The sequence below is a fragment of the Streptomyces sp. SAS_281 genome (assembly GCF_052542855.1).
In genome coordinates, this window is the sequence record NZ_JBMNDO010000080.1 from 22,975 (window position 1) to 37,906 (window position 14,932).

Below are 14,932 nucleotides of genomic sequence, written 5' to 3' on the forward strand. Positions count from 1 at the left end.
CGGATAAGGTCCAGGCGTGAACGATTTTGTACAGAGCCTGCGGCTGTGGTTCGCACCGCAGCGCATCCGCGCCGAGGGCGAGACGCCCGACTACCGCTTCTCGCTCGCCAACGAGCGGACCTTCCTCGCCTGGATCCGGACCGCCCTGGCCCTGATCGGCGGCGGCTTCGCGGTCGACCAGTTCCTGCCGGAGCTGTCCGGATGGGTGCGGGCGGGTGTGTCGCTCGCGCTGCTCGCGGCGGGTGTGCTGTGCGCGCTGCGGGCGGTCAACCACTGGGTGCGGTGCGAGCGGGCGATGCGGCGCGGCGAGGACCTGCCGGTCTCGCGCTTCCCGACGCTGCTGAGCGTCGCGGTCGCCGTGGTGGCGGTGGCGATGGTGGTGGTGGTGCTCTTCGGCTGGGAGGGCCGGTGACCGCCGGGGAGCGCGACCCGGGGCTCCAGCCGGAGCGGACCCGGCTGGCGTGGCGGCGTACGACGCTGTCCTGCACGGTGGCCGCGGTGCTGGCCGTGAAGCAGACGCTGCACGGCGGGGCGACGGGCGCGGGGGTCATCGCGCTGTCCCTGAGCGCCCTGGCCTGGCTGGGGTTCCTTCTGGTCGCCCACCGCCGGGTGCAGAGCATGGGCGGCGCCCGCCCGGAGCCCATGGAGGCGGCGGGCGCGATCACGGCCGCCGCGTGCACGGTGGCGCTGGCGGTGTTCGCGGCGGCGATGCTGTTCTGAGGGCCGCGCCCCGGCTCACCCCTCCGGCGCGTCCCGGTCCCCCGCTCACCCCTCCGGCGCGTCCCGGTCCCCCGCTCACCCCTCCGGCGCGTCCCAGTCCACGCTGACGACGATCTTGCCCCGGGTCCGGCCCTCCGCGTTGAGCCGCTGGGCGGCCGCCGTCTCGGCCAGCGGGAAGACCCGGTCGACGTGCACGGTGACGATCCCCTGCTCGGCCAGTCCGGCGAGGTGTGCCAGGTCGTCGGCGTCGGGCCGGACGAACGCGTACCGGCCGCCGTACGAGAACACCTCGGTGTCCACGATGGAGGCCAGGCGGCCCTCGGGGGCCAGGGTCTCCGCGGAGGCGCGCAGCGCGTCCCCGCCCACCGTGTCGAAGGCGGCGTCGATGCCGTCGGGGGCCAGTGCCCGCAGCCGGTCCGCCAGCCCGTCCCCGTACTCCACGGGCTCCGCGCCGAGCGTGCGCAGGTGGTCGTGGTTGTGTTCGCCGGCGGTGCCGATGACGCGGCAGCCGGCGTGCCGGGCGAGCTGGACGGCGAGCGAGCCGACGCCGCCCGCCGCCGCGTGGACGAGGACCGTCTCGCCCTCCTGGACACGCAGGACGCGGTGGAGCACCTGATAGGCGGTGAGGCCGGCCAGGGGCAGGCCCGCCGCCTCCTCGAAGCTCAGGCGCAGGGGCTTGCGCGCGAGGGTGCGCACGGGCGCCGCCACGTACTCGGCGAAGGTCCCCCGGCTGAGGAAGTCCTCGCGTACGTAGCCGATGACCTCGTCGCCCACCGCGAACTCGTCCACCGCGACGCCCGGCTGCACGACGACCCCGGAGACGTCCCAGCCGGGGATGACCGGGAAGACCGTGTCGAGGATGCCGTCGAGCTTCCCTTCCCGGGTCGCCCGGTCGACCGGGTTCACAGCGGCGGCCCGCACCTTCACCAGGACGGTGTCGGGGCCCACCTTCGGGTCGGGCCGCTCGCCGTACTCCAGGACATCCTCGTCGCCGAACCGGCTGTAACTGATCGCCTTCATGCTCCGACCCTCGCGGCGGGGCGGTGTGCCCGCAACTCAGCCGGTGCCGTCACCAGCGCGGGATCGAGGGGGTCCGCCAGTCCGGCTCGGCCTTGCGCATCGCGGCGGCGTCGTCGCGCTCGCGCATCGCGCCGTCGTCGTCGAGCCAGCGGCGGTGCAGCTCCGCGAGCCGGTCCCGGTCGAGTTCGACGCCGAGGCCGGGGGCGTCGGAGACGGTGAGGCGGCCGTCCTCGAAGACATGGCGGGCGGTGATGACGTCCTCGGACTGCCAGGGGTAGTGGCTGTCGCAGGCGTAGTCCAGGTTGGGGACGGTGGCCGCGACGTGCGTCATCGCGGCGAGGCTGATCCCCAGGTGGGTGTTGGAGTGCATCGAGAGCCCGACGCCGTGCAGGCGGCAGATCGCGGCGAGCTCGCGGGTGCGGTGCAGCCCGCCCCAGTAGTGGTGGTCGGACAGCACGACCTGGACGGCGTCCCGGGCGAAGGCCTCGGGGACCTCGGCGAGCGTCGTGACGCACATGTTGGTGGCCAGCGGCACGCCGGTGGAGGCCGAGACGGCGGCCATCGCGTCCGTGCCGCTCGCCGGGTCCTCCAGGTATTCGAGGACGTCCTTCAGCTGCTCGGCGACGTACTGCGAGGTCTCCACGGACCAGGCGCCGTTGGGGTCCAGACGCAGTGGCTGCCCGGGGAACGCCTCGGCGAGCGCGCGGACGGCGGCGATCTCCTCGTCCGGCGGGAACACGCCGCCCTTGAGCTTGAAGGAGGAGAAGCCGTGGTCGCGGGCGAAGCGGCGGGCCTGGGCGACGACGCCGGCCGGGTCGAGGGCGGCGCCCCAGTCGTCGCGCTCGCCGCCCTCCGGGTGCTCGGCCCAGCGGTAGAAGAGGTACGCGCTGTACTCGACCCGGTCGCGGACCTTGCCGCCGAGCAGTGCGTGCACCGGGAGCCCGACGGCCTTGCCGAGCGCGTCCAGGCAGGCCACCTCGAAGCCGGAGACCACCGAGAGCCGCAGCTTGTCCGCGGTCTGCACACCGCGCAGCCCGCCCGCGTCGACCCGCTCGTCGGCCGCCCGTGAGTCGCCGCACACCTCGTCGGCCAGGGCGAACAGCCCGTTCACATCGCTGACCGGGCGGCCCGGCAGGGCGGCGGCCAGGGGCTTCGCGAGCTCCAGGTACTTGCCGTCGCCATAGGTCTCCCCGACCCCGGTGACCCCGCCCCGGGTGACGACCTCGACGACGAGCCGGGGCGTGTACGGCTGGTGGACGCCCTGGGTGTTGAGCAGGGGCGGGTCGGCGATGAGGATCGGGGTCAGCCGGACTTCGTCGATGAGCAGCGCGGTATCCATACGTGAACCCTATTCAGGGATGCGACCGAACACCAGGGGCCCGGCCTTACCGGTACCGGAGACTCCGCATCCGGTTCGGGGGACGCACTGGACGACATACCGACTGGTCGGCATCATGAGAGCGACCGTTCGCCCACCCCGGAGGTACGCACGATGAGCCACGTCCATCCGCCAGGTCTCGATCTCGACCGGCTGCGCGGACACCTGGACCGCGAGCGCCCGGGACTGGTGGACGGACCGCTGGACGCCCGAGTCGTGGAGGGCGGCCGCTCGAACCTGACGTACGTCGTCACCGACGGCACCGGCCAGTGGGTCGTGCGCCGGCCGCCGCTGGGGCACGTCCTGGCCACCGCGCACGACATGAAGCGCGAGCACCGGGTGATCAGCGCCCTGCACCCGACGGCGGTGCCGGTCCCCGAACCGATCCTGCTCTGCGAGGACGACTCGGTGACCGGCGCGCCGTTCTACGTCATGGAGTACGTCGAGGGCACCCCGTACCGCACGGCCGAGCAGCTGACCCCGCTCGGCCCGGAGCGCACCCGCGCCGCGGTGCTCGCCCTGGTCGACACGCTGGTCGAGCTGCACGCCGTGGACCCCGGGGCGGTCGGTCTCGGCGACTTCGGGCGGCCCGAGGGCTTCCTGGACCGGCAGCTGCGCCGCTGGGGCAAGCAGCTGGACGCCTCCCGCAACCGCGAGCTGCCCGGCATCGAGGAGCTGCACGCGGCGCTCGGCCGCGACCTGCCCGTCTCCCCCGCGCCCACGGTGGTGCACGGCGACTACCGCCTGGACAACGCGCTGATCGGTGCCGACGACGAGATCAAGGCCGTCCTCGACTGGGAGATGTCCACGCTCGGCGACCCGCTCACCGACCTCGGGCTGCTCGTCATGTACAGCTCCGACCTGGGGCTGCCCGAGTCGCCCGTCTCCACCACCAGCGGCGCACCCGGCCACCCCGCCCCCGCCGAGCTGATCGAGCGCTACGCGGCCCGCTCCGGCCGCGACACCTCCGCCATCTCCTGGTACACGGCGTTCGCCTGGTTCAAGCTCGCCGTGATCCTGGAGGGCATCCACTACCGCTACACCCTGGGCCAGACGGTCGGCGGCGGCTTCGACCGCATCGGCGACCTCGTCCCCGTCTTCATCGAGCACGGCCTCACCACCCTCCAGGAAGGCTGAACCCCCATGGACTTCGCATTCGACGCCCGTACCGAGGAGCTGCGCACCCGGCTCCTCGCCTTCATGGACGAGCACGTCCACCCGGCCGAGCGGATCGCCGACGAGCAGCGCGCCGGGCTCGACTCGCCCTGGCAGACCCCGCGGATCGTGGAGGACCTGAAGGCGGAGGCCCGCAGGCAGGGCCTGTGGAACCTCTTCCTGCCGGGCACGGAGCACGGGGCCGGGCTGAGCAACCTCCAGTACGCGCCGCTCGCGGAGATCCTGGGCCGCTCGCCCCGTCTGGCGCCCACCGCGACGAACTGCGCGGCGCCGGACACCGGGAACATGGAGGTGCTGGCCGAGTTCGGTACGGACGAGCAGAAGAAGCGGTGGCTGGAACCGCTGCTGGCCGGGGAGATCCGGTCCGCCTTCGCGATGACGGAGCCGGAGGTCGCCTCCTCGGACGCGACCAACATCGAGACCCGGATCACCCGCGACGGCGGTGACTACGTCATCAACGGCCGCAAGTGGTACATCTCCGGTGCGATGAACCCGGACTGCGAGATCTTCATCGTGATGGGCAAGACGGACCCGGACGGTGCGGACATCCGCCGCCAGCAGTCGCAGATCCTCGTCCCCCGGGACACCCCCGGTCTGACGGTGAAGCGCGCCATGCAGGTGTACGGCTACGAGGACCACTGGCACGGCGGCCACGCGGAGGTCGTCTTCGAGGACGTGCGCGTTCCGGCGTCGAACCTGATCGGCGAGGAGGGCGGCGGCTTCGCCATCGCCCAGGCGCGGCTGGGTCCGGGCCGCATCCACCACTGCATGCGGCTCATCGGCATGGCGGAGCGCGCGATCGAGCTGATGTGCCGGCGCGCGGTCTCCCGTACCGCATTCGGCAAGCCGCTCGCCCAGCAGGGCGTCGTGCAGAACTGGATCGCGGACGCCCGGGTCACCGTCGAGCAGCTGCGGCTGCTGGTGCTGAAGACGGCCTGGCTGATGGACACCGTAGGCAACCGGGGCGCGCACACCGAGATCCAGTCCATCAAGATCGCGACTCCGCGCGCCGTGGTCGACATCCTCGACCGGGCCGTGCAGCTGCACGGCGCGGGCGGGGTGAGCCAGGACTTCCCGCTCGCCGAGCTGTGGGCCTCGGCCCGGACGCTGCGGCTCGCCGACGGCCCGGACGAGGTCCACCAGCGCTCGCTGGCCCGGCGCGAGATCAAGAAGTACCTGTAGCGCTTCAATAACCCCCGGACGGTATGTGGTCGGCCAGGGCCAGTTCGCGGGCGAAGGCCCGTACCCGCAGCAGGGTGCGGGCCATGAGGCGGACCGTGCGGGGACGGTGGGGGCCGTAGGCCACGGTCCACAGGGCGGGGATGCGGGTGGTGCTCTGGATGTGCGCCATGAATCCAGCTTGGCCCCGGTCCGGGAGGCGGTCCAACAGATGGATTCGCTGGGAGCCATCGCTACCGTAGATGCATGGAGATACGCCAGCTCCGCCACTTCATGGCGGTGATCACGCACGGCAGCTTCACCGCCGCCGCCCGCGCCGAGCTGATCGTGCAGTCGGCGCTGAGCACGTCCGTGCGCAACCTGGAACGGGAACTGGGCGCCGAGCTGTTCGACCGCACCGGCCGCCGGGTGGTCCTCACCGAGGCGGGCCGGGCGCTGCTGCCCGCCGCGCGGACGGTGCTCGCGGGGACGGACGCCGCCCGGGACGCGGTGGCGGCGGTGTCGGGGCTGGCCACGGGGCGGGTCCGCGTCGGCACGATCCAGACGCTGACCTGCGTCGACCTGGCCGCCGAGCTGGCCGCGTTCCACCGGCTGTGGCCCGGGGTGCAGATCTCACTGCGCGAGGCGACGACACCGGAGCTGGTCGCGGCGGTCCGCGCCGGGGAGCTGGACCTCGCCTATCTGGCGCCGGACGCCGCCGAACTGCCGGAGGGCATCACCGCGTTCGCCACCTGGCACGAGGAGCTGGTGCTGATCACCGCGCCCGGGCACCCCCTCGCAAGGGCGGGGCGCACCCTGATCAAGGACCTCGCCGAGGAGCCGTTCGTGGACTTCCGGGCGGGCACGGGCCTGGAGACGGCGGTGCGCCGGCTGGCCGCGCACTGCGGTCTGGAGCGCCGCATCACCTGCGACGTCACGCAGATCCGGCTCCTCGTCGACCTCGTCCGGGCGGGCATCGGGGTGGCGATCGTGCCGCGCCGGATAGGGGAGGACGCGGGGCTGCCGTGCGTGACCATCCGGCAGCCGGAGCCGGGCCGGACGGTGCTGCTGGTGGGCCGGGCGCCCCGGCCGCGCAACCCGGCGGCGGGGGCGCTGCTCGGGCAGCTGTGCGGCGGACAGGGCGCCGCCGCTACGGTCTGAGCGCCCGCAGCAGGAGGTCGGCGAGGTGGTCGGCGACCTCCTGCGGAGTGAGGGGGCCGTCCGGGCGGTACCAGGTCGACAGGTGGTGGACCGAGCCGAAGTGGTAGTCCACGATGAGGTCCGCCGGGGTGGCCGTGGAGAACACCCCGCTGCGCTGGCCCTCCTCGACCAGGGCGCGGAAGCGCTCGTGGTAGCGCCGCCGCTCGCCCCGTACCTGCTTGTTCTTCTCCGGGCTCAGGTGGTGCATGGAGCGGAAGAAGATCGAGGCGTCGTCCAGGTTCTCGATGGTGGTGACGACCACGTCGGCCGCCGCGTCGCGCAGCCGCTGCTCGATGGGCGCCTCGGCGTTGGCGAAGGCGTCGAGCCGCTCCTGCTGGAGGCGCAGCACCCGGGCGTACACCTCCTGGAGCAGGTCCTCCTTGGAGCCGAAGTAGTGGTACAGGGCCCCCTTGGTGACGCCGGCCGCCTCCACGATCTCCTGCACCGAGGTGCGGTCGTAGCCCTGCTCGGCGAAGAGCCGGGTGGCGGCGGCCAGCAGTCGCTGGGGGACGGGGGTGCCGCTCCCGTCCGTCTCCTTGGCCATAGCCGCCGCCTTCCTTCCGTGCGTACGCGAATGTCTGTTCTAGCGGGCTGAACGCAGTTCCCGCCTGAGGATCTTCCCACTTGCCGTCTTGGGCAGCTCGGCCAGGATCTCGACCTCGCGCGGGTATTTGTACGCCGCGAGCCGTTCCTTGCAGTACGCCCCCAGCTCGTCCGGCTCCACGGACGCGCCCGGACGCAGGCTGACGTACGCCCGGACCGTCTCGCCCCGGTAGGCGTCGGGCACGCCCACGACGGCGGCCTCGCGGACGGCCGGGTGCGTGTAGAGGACGTCCTCCACCTCGCGGGGCCACACCTTGAAACCGGAGGCGTTGATCATGTCCTTCTTGCGGTCGACCACGTAGAGCCAGCCCTCGCGGTCCATGAAGCCGATGTCGCCGGTGCGCAGCTCGCCGTCGGGGAAGGCGGCCTCGGTGGCCTCGGGCAGCCCCCAGTAGCCGGAGACGACCTGCGGACCGCGCACCGCGATCTCGCCCTGCTCCCCGAAGGGCACCTCGGCACCGTTCTCGTCGAGGATGCGGACGACGGTGTCCGGGCCCGGCACGCCGACCGAGAGGGTGCCGGAGACGGGGTCGACGGGCGCCTCGCGCTCCGGGGGCACGGAGGCGCAGGGGGCGGTGCACTCGGTGAGCCCGTAGCCGTTGCGGATGTACGGCCCGAAGCCCGCCCGGAACTTCTCCACGAGTGCGGGCGGCAGCGGCGCGCCGCCGGAGGAGATGACCTGGAAGGACGCGAAGTGCTCGGGCGTCACGCCGGGCGTCGCGGCCAGCGCCATGAAGGCGGTGGAGGGCCCGACGGTGTACGCGGGGCGGTGCTCGGCGAAGGCGTCGAGGACGACACCGGGGTGGAAGCGGTAGGCGAGGACGAGGGTGCCCGCGTTGGTGAGGCAGGCGGCCAGCTGGCAGACCATGCCGGTGATGTGGAAGAGCGGGGCGAGCGCGAAGTAGGCGGCGCCCTCCGGGACCGGGTGGCCGGTGCGCTGGCGTTCGGCGTTGACCATGATGTTGCCGTGGGAGTTCATGGCGCCCTTGGGGGTGCCGCTGGTCCCGGAGGTGTAGCTGATCAGCGCGGTGTCGGAGGCGGCGGGTTCCCGGCCCGCGGGGGCGGCGAGGCCCTGGCGGGCGACGGCGACCAGGTCGTCGGCGTCCCCGGCGGCGGGCAGCCGCTCGAAGTTCAGTACCCGCTCGTCGTTCTTCGTCTGGAGGTCCAGCTCGCAGGCGGTGAGCGCGATCCGGACGCCGGGCGCGGCCGCGGCGGTGTCCCGGAGGTACGCGTCCCAGGCCCGGTCCGAGCAGATGAGGGCGGTGACCCGGGCGTCCTTGAGCACGTGGCCGACCTCGGCGGACTTGTACATCGGGTTGAGCGGGACGACGGTGGCGCCGGCCTTCCAGGCGCCGAGGAGCGCGAGGACGAACTGCGGGGAGTTCTGGAGCATGATCGCGACCCGGTCGCCGCGCTCCAGGCCCCGGGCGGCGAGGTGGCCGGCCACGGAGTCGGATAGCCCGTCCGTCTCGCGGTAGCTCAGGCGGCCGTCGAAGTAGGCGAGCGCCGGGTGGTCCGGGGTGCGGCCCACCGACGCGCGGAAGGCGTGCACCAGGGTCTCGGCGGGGTGGACGGGGGCCCGCTGGGCCTCGCTGAGCAGCGGGAGCCAGGGCTTCGCCGCGTAGATGGACTCGGTCATGCTCCGGTCTCCTCCCAGGTGCGCTGGAGGCGGTTCATCCCGCGGATCCAGCGGTCGGTGTCGGCGGCCCTGGCTTCGTAGTAGCCGGCGACCTCGGGGTGCGGCAGGACCAGGAACCGGTCCTCGGCCATGGCGTCGAACAGGGCGTCCGCGACGGCCTCGGGCTCGATGGCGCCGGGGGCGAGGACGAGCTCGCCGGCCGATCCGGCGGCGGTGAGCATGTCCGTGCGCACGCCCTGCGGGCAGATCGCGTGGACCTTGACGCCCCGGTGCCGGTAGGTCAGCGACAGCCACTCCGCGAAGGCGACCGCGCCGTGCTTGGTGACGCTGTACGGGGCCGCGCCGATCATGGTGAGCAGCCCGGCGGCGGACGCGGTGGCGACGAACCGGCCGCTGCCGCGCTCCAGCCAGTCCGGGAGCAGCGCGCGGGCCGCCCGGACGTGGGCCATCACGTTGACGTCCCAGGCCGCGGCCCAGACCTCCTCGTCGGCCAGCGGGTCGCCCGGCGAGGCGAGGCCCGCGTTGGCGCAGTAGACGTCGACGGTGCCGTCCAGGGCGTCCCGGGCGGCGTCCACGATCCGGGAGGCGTCCCCGGCGACGGCGGTGGCGCCGATCTCCTCGGCGAGCACCTCGATCCGGGACGCGTCGAGGTCGTTGACGACGACCCGTGCGCCCTCGGCGGCGAATCTGCGGGCGAGGGCGGCGCCGATGCCGCCCCCGGCCCCGGTGACCACTACGCCCGCGCCCTGCACCGTACTCATCGCTCTCGCACCTCTCAGCCGACTGCACGGGCAGACTAACCAGTCGGTATGTCGTGTGGGAAGAGGGGGAACCGTCTCATCCGCCACTCCCGGCGCAGCGTCCCCGTCCGACACGTTCCCCCGGGCCCGTCCGCGCGCTAGCGTGCGTGACCATGACACTCGTCGCGATCTTGGAGGTAGCCGAATGAGCCTGTCCAGGCGTGGTTTGCTGACCGCCGGCGGTGCGATGGGAGCCCTCGCGGCCACGGCCGCCTCGGCCGGGCCGGCGGCGGCCGGTGCGCCGCACGGCAAGGGCCGCGGGCACGGGAACGGCGGCGGGCAGCGGGTCCGTACCGGCTTCGACCGGCTGGCGGCGGACGGCTACGCCCTGCTGAAGGGGCAGCGCGTCGGCGTCGTCACCAATCCGACCGGGATCACGTCCGACGTCCGGCACATCGTGGACGTGATGCACCCGGACGGCCGGGTGGACCTCACCGCGGTCTTCGGCCCCGAGCACGGCTTCCGGGGGACCGCGCAGGCGGGCGGCTCCGAGGGCCGCTACGACGACCCGGCGACCGGGCTGCCGGTCTACGACACGTATCTGAAGAGCGGTCAGGCGCTCGCCGACGTCTTCACGGCGTCGGGCGTGGACACGATCGTCTTCGACATCCAGGACGCCGGTGCCCGCTTCTACACGTACATCTGGACGCTGTACGACTGCATGGAGGCGGCGGCGCTCGCGGGCAAGAGGTTCGTCGTGCTGGACCGGCCGAACCCGGTGTCGGGGCGGGCGGCGCTCGGTCCGGTGCTCGACCCGGCGTTCGGCACGTTCGTGGGGCGCCGGGAGATCTCCCAGGCGCACGGGATGACGGTGACCGAGCTGGCGCTGCTGTTCAACGGGGAGTTCCTGAAGGAGCGCCCGGCCGAGCTGGAGACCGTGAAGATGTCGGGGTGGTCGCGCTCCGACTTCTTCGACACGACGGGCCTGCCGTGGGTGCCGCCGAGCCCCAACATGCCGACGCCCGACACGGCCCTCGTCTACTCCGGCACCTGCCTCTTCGAGGGGACGAACCTGTCCGAGGGGCGCGGCACGACGCGCCCGTTCGAGCTGCTGGGCGCGGAGGGCATCGACCACGCGTGGGCGGACGCCGCCAACGCGCTCGATCTGCCCGGGGTGGCGTTCCGCGAGGCGTACTTCGCACCGACGTTCTCGAAGTTCCAGGGCAGGACCGTGGGCGGGGTGCAGCTGCACGTACAGGACCGCGAAATCTTCGACCCGGTGCGTACGGGGATCGCGCTGCTGATCACCGCGAAGCGGACGTGGAGCGGGTTCGCGTGGCGGTCGGACAACTGGATCGACAAGCTGACGGGCAACACCCGGGTCCGCACGATGATCGACGCGGGGGCGGACCTGGACGAGGTCGTCGGCGCGTGGGCGGACGACCTCGCGGCGTTCCGGGCCGTGCGGAAGCGGTACCTGCAGTACCGGTCAGTGCGCGGGCGGGCCCGCGCACGTGTTGCCTGTGCGCGGGCCCCCCCGGCGAGCCGGTTCCGTCCTCAAACGCCGGACGGGCTGGGTTTACCGGTGGCTCGGGAACTCCACCACCTGCTGGTACGTCGGGCGGTTCTGCCAGTGGATGGCCTTCTGGGAGATGCCGCCCAGCGCACGGTGGATGATCGAGTCCGTGCACCACTGCTCGCCGGCCTTGCAGTTGTCGTCGGCCGGGTAGACCTCGGCCGCCGGGACCGCCGCCGCCTCCTTGAGCGAGGTCAGCAGCGCCGTGCGGCAGGCGCTCAGGTCGCCGCCCCCGCAGTACGACTTGGCCAGCGGGCCCTTGACCTGCTGCCCGAGCACCTGGCGCAGGTCCTTGTCGGCGAAGCCCCACCAGCCGTACTGGAAGGCCGAGCCGCTGTGCGCCCCGCTCGGCCCGTGGCTGGCGGCCGGGGACTCATCGGTGGCGAGGTTCGCGGTGAGCGCGCCGTACAGGTCGTCACCGAGACCGGGCCGGAACTCCGCCTCGATCAGCCTCGGCCACCACGCGTCCATGATCCGCACCGCGTCGGCGTGCCCGTACGTGTGCGAGCCCGGGCTCGTCTCCTTGCGCTGCGCGCCCGCCGCGCGCCAGGAGTCCAGCTGCTGGACCACCGCGTTCAGGTCCGGGTCGGTGACCGGCTGGGAGCGGACGACCTTCAGCAGCTCGGGCAGCAGCTGTTCACCGCGCAGGTCGGTGAGGGCCGCGTCCGCCATGGCCCGGGTGAGCGAGGCACGGGTCACGCCGCCCTCGGCGACGAGCTTCGACACCCGGTCGTCCAGCAGGTCGCCCCGGTGCACCGCGCTGAGCCCGAAGCCGGCCGCCGCGTACCCCTCGGCCTGCTTGTTGTTCCAGGAGATGTAGTAGTCCTGGCCGCTGGAGTGCGGGTGCTCGGCGAAGGCGGTGTACGAGGCGGTGTTGGCGGCCGGGTCGTAACCCTGCCACTCGTACGCCCTCTCGGCGCGGACGGGCAGTGCCGGGTCGACGCCGGGCGCGCGCACCGGGTTCATCCCGCTGTTGTAGTACGCGGCGGTGCGGGAGTCGGCGTAGAACCAGTTGAAGGCGTAGTCGATGCTGCTCGCCGCCCGCTGGAAGGACGCCGCGTCGGTGACGTACGCCGGGTCGTTGAGCATCTGGAAGCCGATGATCGAGTCGGCCTCGTGCCGGTAGGTGGAGCGGAGCGAGGTGTACGCGACGGGCTTGCCGGCCACCGTGGCGCGGTGGGTGACGATGCCGTAGTTCGTGCGCCAGACCTGCATCCGGTACGAGCCCTTGGCGGTGGAGTCGGCGACGGTCGGCTTCCAGGAGTTGGTCTTCTCCATCTTCTCCATCGCGGTGCAGGCGCCCCGGTAGAGGTAGTGCGTCGAGTCCTTGGTGGGCGTGGAGCCGTCGGGCTCGCACAGGCCGACGGCGTAGGTGTCCGTGATGTCCTGGCCGGCCGAGGTGGCGCTCCAGGCGTAGTCCTGGCCCCGGCCCATCTGGATGTACATGCCGACACCGGCGAAGGAGACGCCGCGCGCGCTGAGGCCGGGGCCCTGGATCTCCTGGAGCATCATCAGCTGCGGGGCGAAGTAGCCGGTCTGCGGCCCGAACACGGCGACCGGGTTACCGCTCGCGGTGTGCTTGCCGGACACCAGCAGGGCGTTGGACATCCCGCGCTTCTGGGCGCCGGGGCCGGACCCGGGCAGCGAGCCCTCCGGGATGACGCCGTCGTCGAAGATGCCCTGCGCCTTCCTGAGCGTGGCCGGCGCCTTGACGGGGGCCTTCACCCCGGTGCCCGCCGAGCCGGTGCGGTCGTGGATCAGGGGTTCGGCGGTGACCGAGCCCCGGTCCGGGAGGGCCGTGCCGACGGCGTTGGCGGGCTTGTTCGCGTACGGGAAGGAGGTGCCGTCGTGGATGGTGAGCACGGCCTCGGGGTCGTTGCGCTGGCGGAACGACTCCCAGACCTTCGTGCCCTCGGCGACGCCGTACTTCTGCTGCGCGGAGAGCAGCGAGAGCGCCGCCTGCACCTCGCCGCCGCCCCCGCCGCCGAACTGGCCGCCGACGACCGAGGCGATGGAGATCAGGTCGGTCAGCTTGAACGGCTGGATCTCGCCGATGTTCGTGATGGCGTCGATCTTGCCGGTCAGGACGTACTCGCCGGGGAAGTAGCGGCCGTCCTTGGACTTCTTGCGGTAGGCGTTGATCCCGTCGACGTACGCCTGCGCGTCCGCCATCGCCTGCTCGCCCCTGGCCCCCTCATGGGTCCTGATGTACTCGACCTGGGCCTCCAGATCGGCCTCGGTGTACGGGGCCTGCGGCCAGAACTGCTGCTCCAGGCCCTGGTTGGCGAGGGCCCCGCCGGCGAACGAGGTCAGTTCGCCGCGTCCGATGTGCCGGAAGAGGTCCATCAGCCACAGCCGGTCCTGCCCGGCCGCGTACCCGGCGCCGAACTCGGTGCCGTAGCGGGTGGTGCCCTTGATGTGCGGGACGCCGGAGGACTTGTCGCGGGTGATGGTGACGTCGTCGCGCGGCGAGGTGACGGACTCGACCTGGTCCTTCGGCACGCCGAACGAGGCGTCGTTGAAGAAGTCGGTGAGCTTCTGGTCGGTGAGCCCGGTGTGCCCGGCGACCAGGCCGTCGTACCGGTCGAGCTGGTCGTCGCTGTGCGCGGGATGGGTGCCGAACGCCTTGTTGCCCAGGATCTCCACCAGGGTGGCGTTGCCGTTCTCGCCGGGCGGCAGGATGTCGTCGCACTGCCCCTGGCAGTAGTCGGGGACGGGGTCCGCCTCGGCGGCGCCCGCGTGGGGAGCCGCGGCGAGCAGGGACGTGCCGAGGGCGAGAGCCGCGGCCAGGGCGGCGGCTCTGGTGGTACCGGTGCGGGCGGTCATACGGGTGCGTGGGGGCATGCGTACTCCTCCGAGAGGCCGATGCGCGGCAGGTTACCGGCGGTATGACCGACCGGTAAGGTGAACATCGGTCACCTTTTCCGAATCACCACATGCCGTCGGATTCTGTGCCGCGTCTCATCTTTCGGACGCTTCACCCCTTGGATGGAGCCGATCCGGGCAGTCGTACGTCCATCCCCTGACGCCGAAGTACGGGCGACGGAGTACGAGCGACGGAGGTGGCGGCTCAATGGCCGGTTTCCGGAGTCTGGCGAGACAGGTCCGCGACCCGAGGAGCGATCTGGCACTGCGGCGGTACTCGCTGCGCAAGTGCCTGGAGCGCTTCGCCCCTTACGGGCACCGGGCCACCTGGGACCATCTGTGCGCGCGGCACGGCATAGCCCCCGAGGACCGGGCCCCGGACCCGGTGCGGCTGGTGCGGGCACTGGAGGAGCTGGAGCGGGCCCGCACGGTCTGGCTCGGTTACGAGGCGGGGTTCGCGGAGCGCCGCAGGCGGGAGAAGCACCGGGGGCTGCGCCGGCCCGGCGCCTTCGACGACTGGCACCGGCGCACCTGGGGCGGCAACGGCGTCGCGCGCTGCGACGACCCGGCGGTCCACCCCTCGGCCCCGCTCGCCGAGGTCCTGGCCCGGCTGATCTCGGCCCTGGAGGCGGAGCCCGGCACCGGCTGCCCGGTGTGCGGCAGGACCAGGATCACCTGGCGGCACGACCTGGACAGCGAGCCGTGGTCGGGCCCGGTCTGCACCGGGTGCGGGATCGTGGTGCCGCAGCCCGTGCTCACCCCGGCGGCCCTGGCGCGGGCCCGCCGGGACCGCGCGGGCGACCTGGCGACGGTGGCCTGAGACCCGGGAGAGGAGCGGCCCGCCGCGCGGGCCACTC

The 14,932-nt window shown here is 72.7% G+C and carries 13 protein-coding genes and 1 pseudogene; 7 read left to right on the forward strand and 7 right to left on the reverse strand.

Going from position 1 to position 14,932, the window contains the following annotated elements:
* The first annotated feature begins 16 nt into the window (after window positions 1-16).
* Both ACN6LM_RS26095 and ACN6LM_RS26100 read left to right on the forward strand, forming a co-directional pair.
* Window positions 17-412, forward strand: coding sequence for a YidH family protein (locus ACN6LM_RS26095; protein WP_445067825.1), 396 nt, complete (start codon window positions 17-19; stop codon window positions 410-412).
* A complete protein-coding gene (locus tag ACN6LM_RS26100) occupies window positions 409-720 on the forward strand; it encodes a DUF202 domain-containing protein (protein ID WP_445067826.1) in 312 nt (103 codons plus the stop codon). The genes ACN6LM_RS26095 and ACN6LM_RS26100 overlap by 4 nt, the downstream gene beginning before the upstream one ends.
* A gap of 75 nt (window positions 721-795) precedes the next feature.
* On the opposite strand, the gene ACN6LM_RS26105 is transcribed toward ACN6LM_RS26100, so the two are convergent.
* Entirely contained in the window at window positions 796-1,740 is a 945-nt protein-coding gene (locus ACN6LM_RS26105; protein WP_445067827.1) for an NADP-dependent oxidoreductase, read from the reverse strand.
* 49 nt (window positions 1,741-1,789) lie between these two features.
* Complete coding sequence (locus ACN6LM_RS26110; protein ID WP_445067828.1) at window positions 1,790-3,079, reverse strand: glucarate dehydratase family protein; 1,290 nt, start codon at window positions 3,077-3,079, stop codon at window positions 1,790-1,792.
* A gap of 153 nt (window positions 3,080-3,232) precedes the next feature.
* Here ACN6LM_RS26110 and ACN6LM_RS26115 point away from each other — a divergent pair, with 153 nt between their 5' ends.
* Together ACN6LM_RS26115 and ACN6LM_RS26120 are read left to right on the forward strand one after the other, a co-directional pair.
* The gene (locus ACN6LM_RS26115; protein WP_445067829.1) at window positions 3,233-4,255 is read left to right on the forward strand and encodes a phosphotransferase family protein; all 1,023 of its coding nucleotides are present in this window, start codon (window positions 3,233-3,235) and stop codon (window positions 4,253-4,255) included.
* 6 nt (window positions 4,256-4,261) lie between these two features.
* Complete coding sequence (locus ACN6LM_RS26120; protein ID WP_445067830.1) at window positions 4,262-5,476, forward strand: acyl-CoA dehydrogenase family protein; 1,215 nt, start codon at window positions 4,262-4,264, stop codon at window positions 5,474-5,476.
* A 4-nt stretch (window positions 5,477-5,480) separates the two neighbouring features.
* Here the strand turns inward: ACN6LM_RS26120 and ACN6LM_RS26125 are convergent, their stop codons facing one another.
* Complete coding sequence (locus ACN6LM_RS26125) at window positions 5,481-5,645, reverse strand: hypothetical protein (protein WP_445067831.1); 165 nt, start codon at window positions 5,643-5,645, stop codon at window positions 5,481-5,483.
* Between the two features lie 74 nt (window positions 5,646-5,719).
* On the opposite strand from ACN6LM_RS26125, the gene ACN6LM_RS26130 reads away from it, so the two are divergent.
* Window positions 5,720-6,613 (forward strand): LysR family transcriptional regulator, encoded by an 894-nt coding sequence (locus ACN6LM_RS26130; protein ID WP_445067832.1) that lies wholly within the window; start codon window positions 5,720-5,722, stop codon window positions 6,611-6,613.
* Here the strand turns inward: ACN6LM_RS26130 and ACN6LM_RS26135 are convergent.
* From ACN6LM_RS26135 to ACN6LM_RS26145, 3 genes are read right to left on the reverse strand one after another with little or no spacing between them, the layout of a single operon-like run.
* A complete protein-coding gene (locus ACN6LM_RS26135) occupies window positions 6,603-7,196 on the reverse strand; it encodes a TetR/AcrR family transcriptional regulator (protein ID WP_018103668.1) in 594 nt (197 codons plus the stop codon). The genes ACN6LM_RS26130 and ACN6LM_RS26135 overlap by 11 nt on opposite strands.
* Window positions 7,197-7,235: 39 nt before the next feature.
* The gene (locus tag ACN6LM_RS26140; protein WP_445067833.1) at window positions 7,236-8,894 is read right to left on the reverse strand and encodes an AMP-binding protein; all 1,659 of its coding nucleotides are present in this window, start codon (window positions 8,892-8,894) and stop codon (window positions 7,236-7,238) included.
* Window positions 8,891-9,655 carry an SDR family oxidoreductase gene (locus ACN6LM_RS26145; RefSeq protein WP_445067834.1) on the reverse strand — a complete coding sequence of 255 codons (765 nt, stop codon included), beginning with the start codon at window positions 9,653-9,655 and terminating at the stop codon, window positions 8,891-8,893. Before ACN6LM_RS26145 ends, ACN6LM_RS26140 begins: the two co-directional genes overlap by 4 nt.
* Window positions 9,656-9,839: 184 nt before the next feature.
* Between ACN6LM_RS26145 and ACN6LM_RS26150 the strand changes: the two are divergent.
* Window positions 9,840-11,123, forward strand: a pseudogene (locus ACN6LM_RS26150) (exo-beta-N-acetylmuramidase NamZ family protein); the annotation flags it as partial.
* A gap of 90 nt (window positions 11,124-11,213) precedes the next feature.
* Here ACN6LM_RS26150 and ACN6LM_RS26155 read toward each other — a convergent pair.
* Window positions 11,214-14,054, reverse strand: a complete 2,841-nt coding sequence (locus ACN6LM_RS26155) for a penicillin acylase family protein (RefSeq protein ID WP_445067835.1) — start codon at window positions 14,052-14,054, stop codon at window positions 11,214-11,216.
* A 229-nt stretch (window positions 14,055-14,283) separates the two neighbouring features.
* On the opposite strand from ACN6LM_RS26155, the gene ACN6LM_RS26160 reads away from it, so the two are divergent.
* Window positions 14,284-14,895 carry a hypothetical protein gene (locus ACN6LM_RS26160; protein WP_445067836.1) on the forward strand — a complete coding sequence of 204 codons (612 nt, stop codon included), beginning with the start codon at window positions 14,284-14,286 and terminating at the stop codon, window positions 14,893-14,895.
* Window positions 14,896-14,932: the final 37 nt, after the last annotated feature.

Excerpts from the sequence above, each read along its gene's own strand:
- ACN6LM_RS26105 (WP_445067827.1), bottom strand. The coding sequence starts at position 1,740 with ATGAAGGCGATCAGTTACAGCCGGTTCGGCGACGAGGATGTCCTGGAG.
- ACN6LM_RS26110 (WP_445067828.1), bottom strand. The coding sequence starts at position 3,079 with ATGGATACCGCGCTGCTCATCGACGAAGTCCGGCTGACCCCGATCCTC.
- ACN6LM_RS26115 (WP_445067829.1), top strand. The coding sequence starts at position 3,233 with ATGAGCCACGTCCATCCGCCAGGTCTCGATCTCGACCGGCTGCGCGGA.
- ACN6LM_RS26120 (WP_445067830.1), top strand. The coding sequence starts at position 4,262 with ATGGACTTCGCATTCGACGCCCGTACCGAGGAGCTGCGCACCCGGCTC.
- ACN6LM_RS26125 (WP_445067831.1), bottom strand. The coding sequence starts at position 5,645 with ATGGCGCACATCCAGAGCACCACCCGCATCCCCGCCCTGTGGACCGTG.
- ACN6LM_RS26130 (WP_445067832.1), top strand. The coding sequence starts at position 5,720 with ATGGAGATACGCCAGCTCCGCCACTTCATGGCGGTGATCACGCACGGC.
- ACN6LM_RS26135 (WP_018103668.1), bottom strand. The coding sequence starts at position 7,196 with ATGGCCAAGGAGACGGACGGGAGCGGCACCCCCGTCCCCCAGCGACTG.
- ACN6LM_RS26140 (WP_445067833.1), bottom strand. The coding sequence starts at position 8,894 with ATGACCGAGTCCATCTACGCGGCGAAGCCCTGGCTCCCGCTGCTCAGC.
- ACN6LM_RS26145 (WP_445067834.1), bottom strand. The coding sequence starts at position 9,655 with ATGAGTACGGTGCAGGGCGCGGGCGTAGTGGTCACCGGGGCCGGGGGC.
- ACN6LM_RS26155 (WP_445067835.1), bottom strand. The coding sequence starts at position 14,054 with ATGCCCCCACGCACCCGTATGACCGCCCGCACCGGTACCACCAGAGCC.
- ACN6LM_RS26160 (WP_445067836.1), top strand. The coding sequence starts at position 14,284 with ATGGCCGGTTTCCGGAGTCTGGCGAGACAGGTCCGCGACCCGAGGAGC.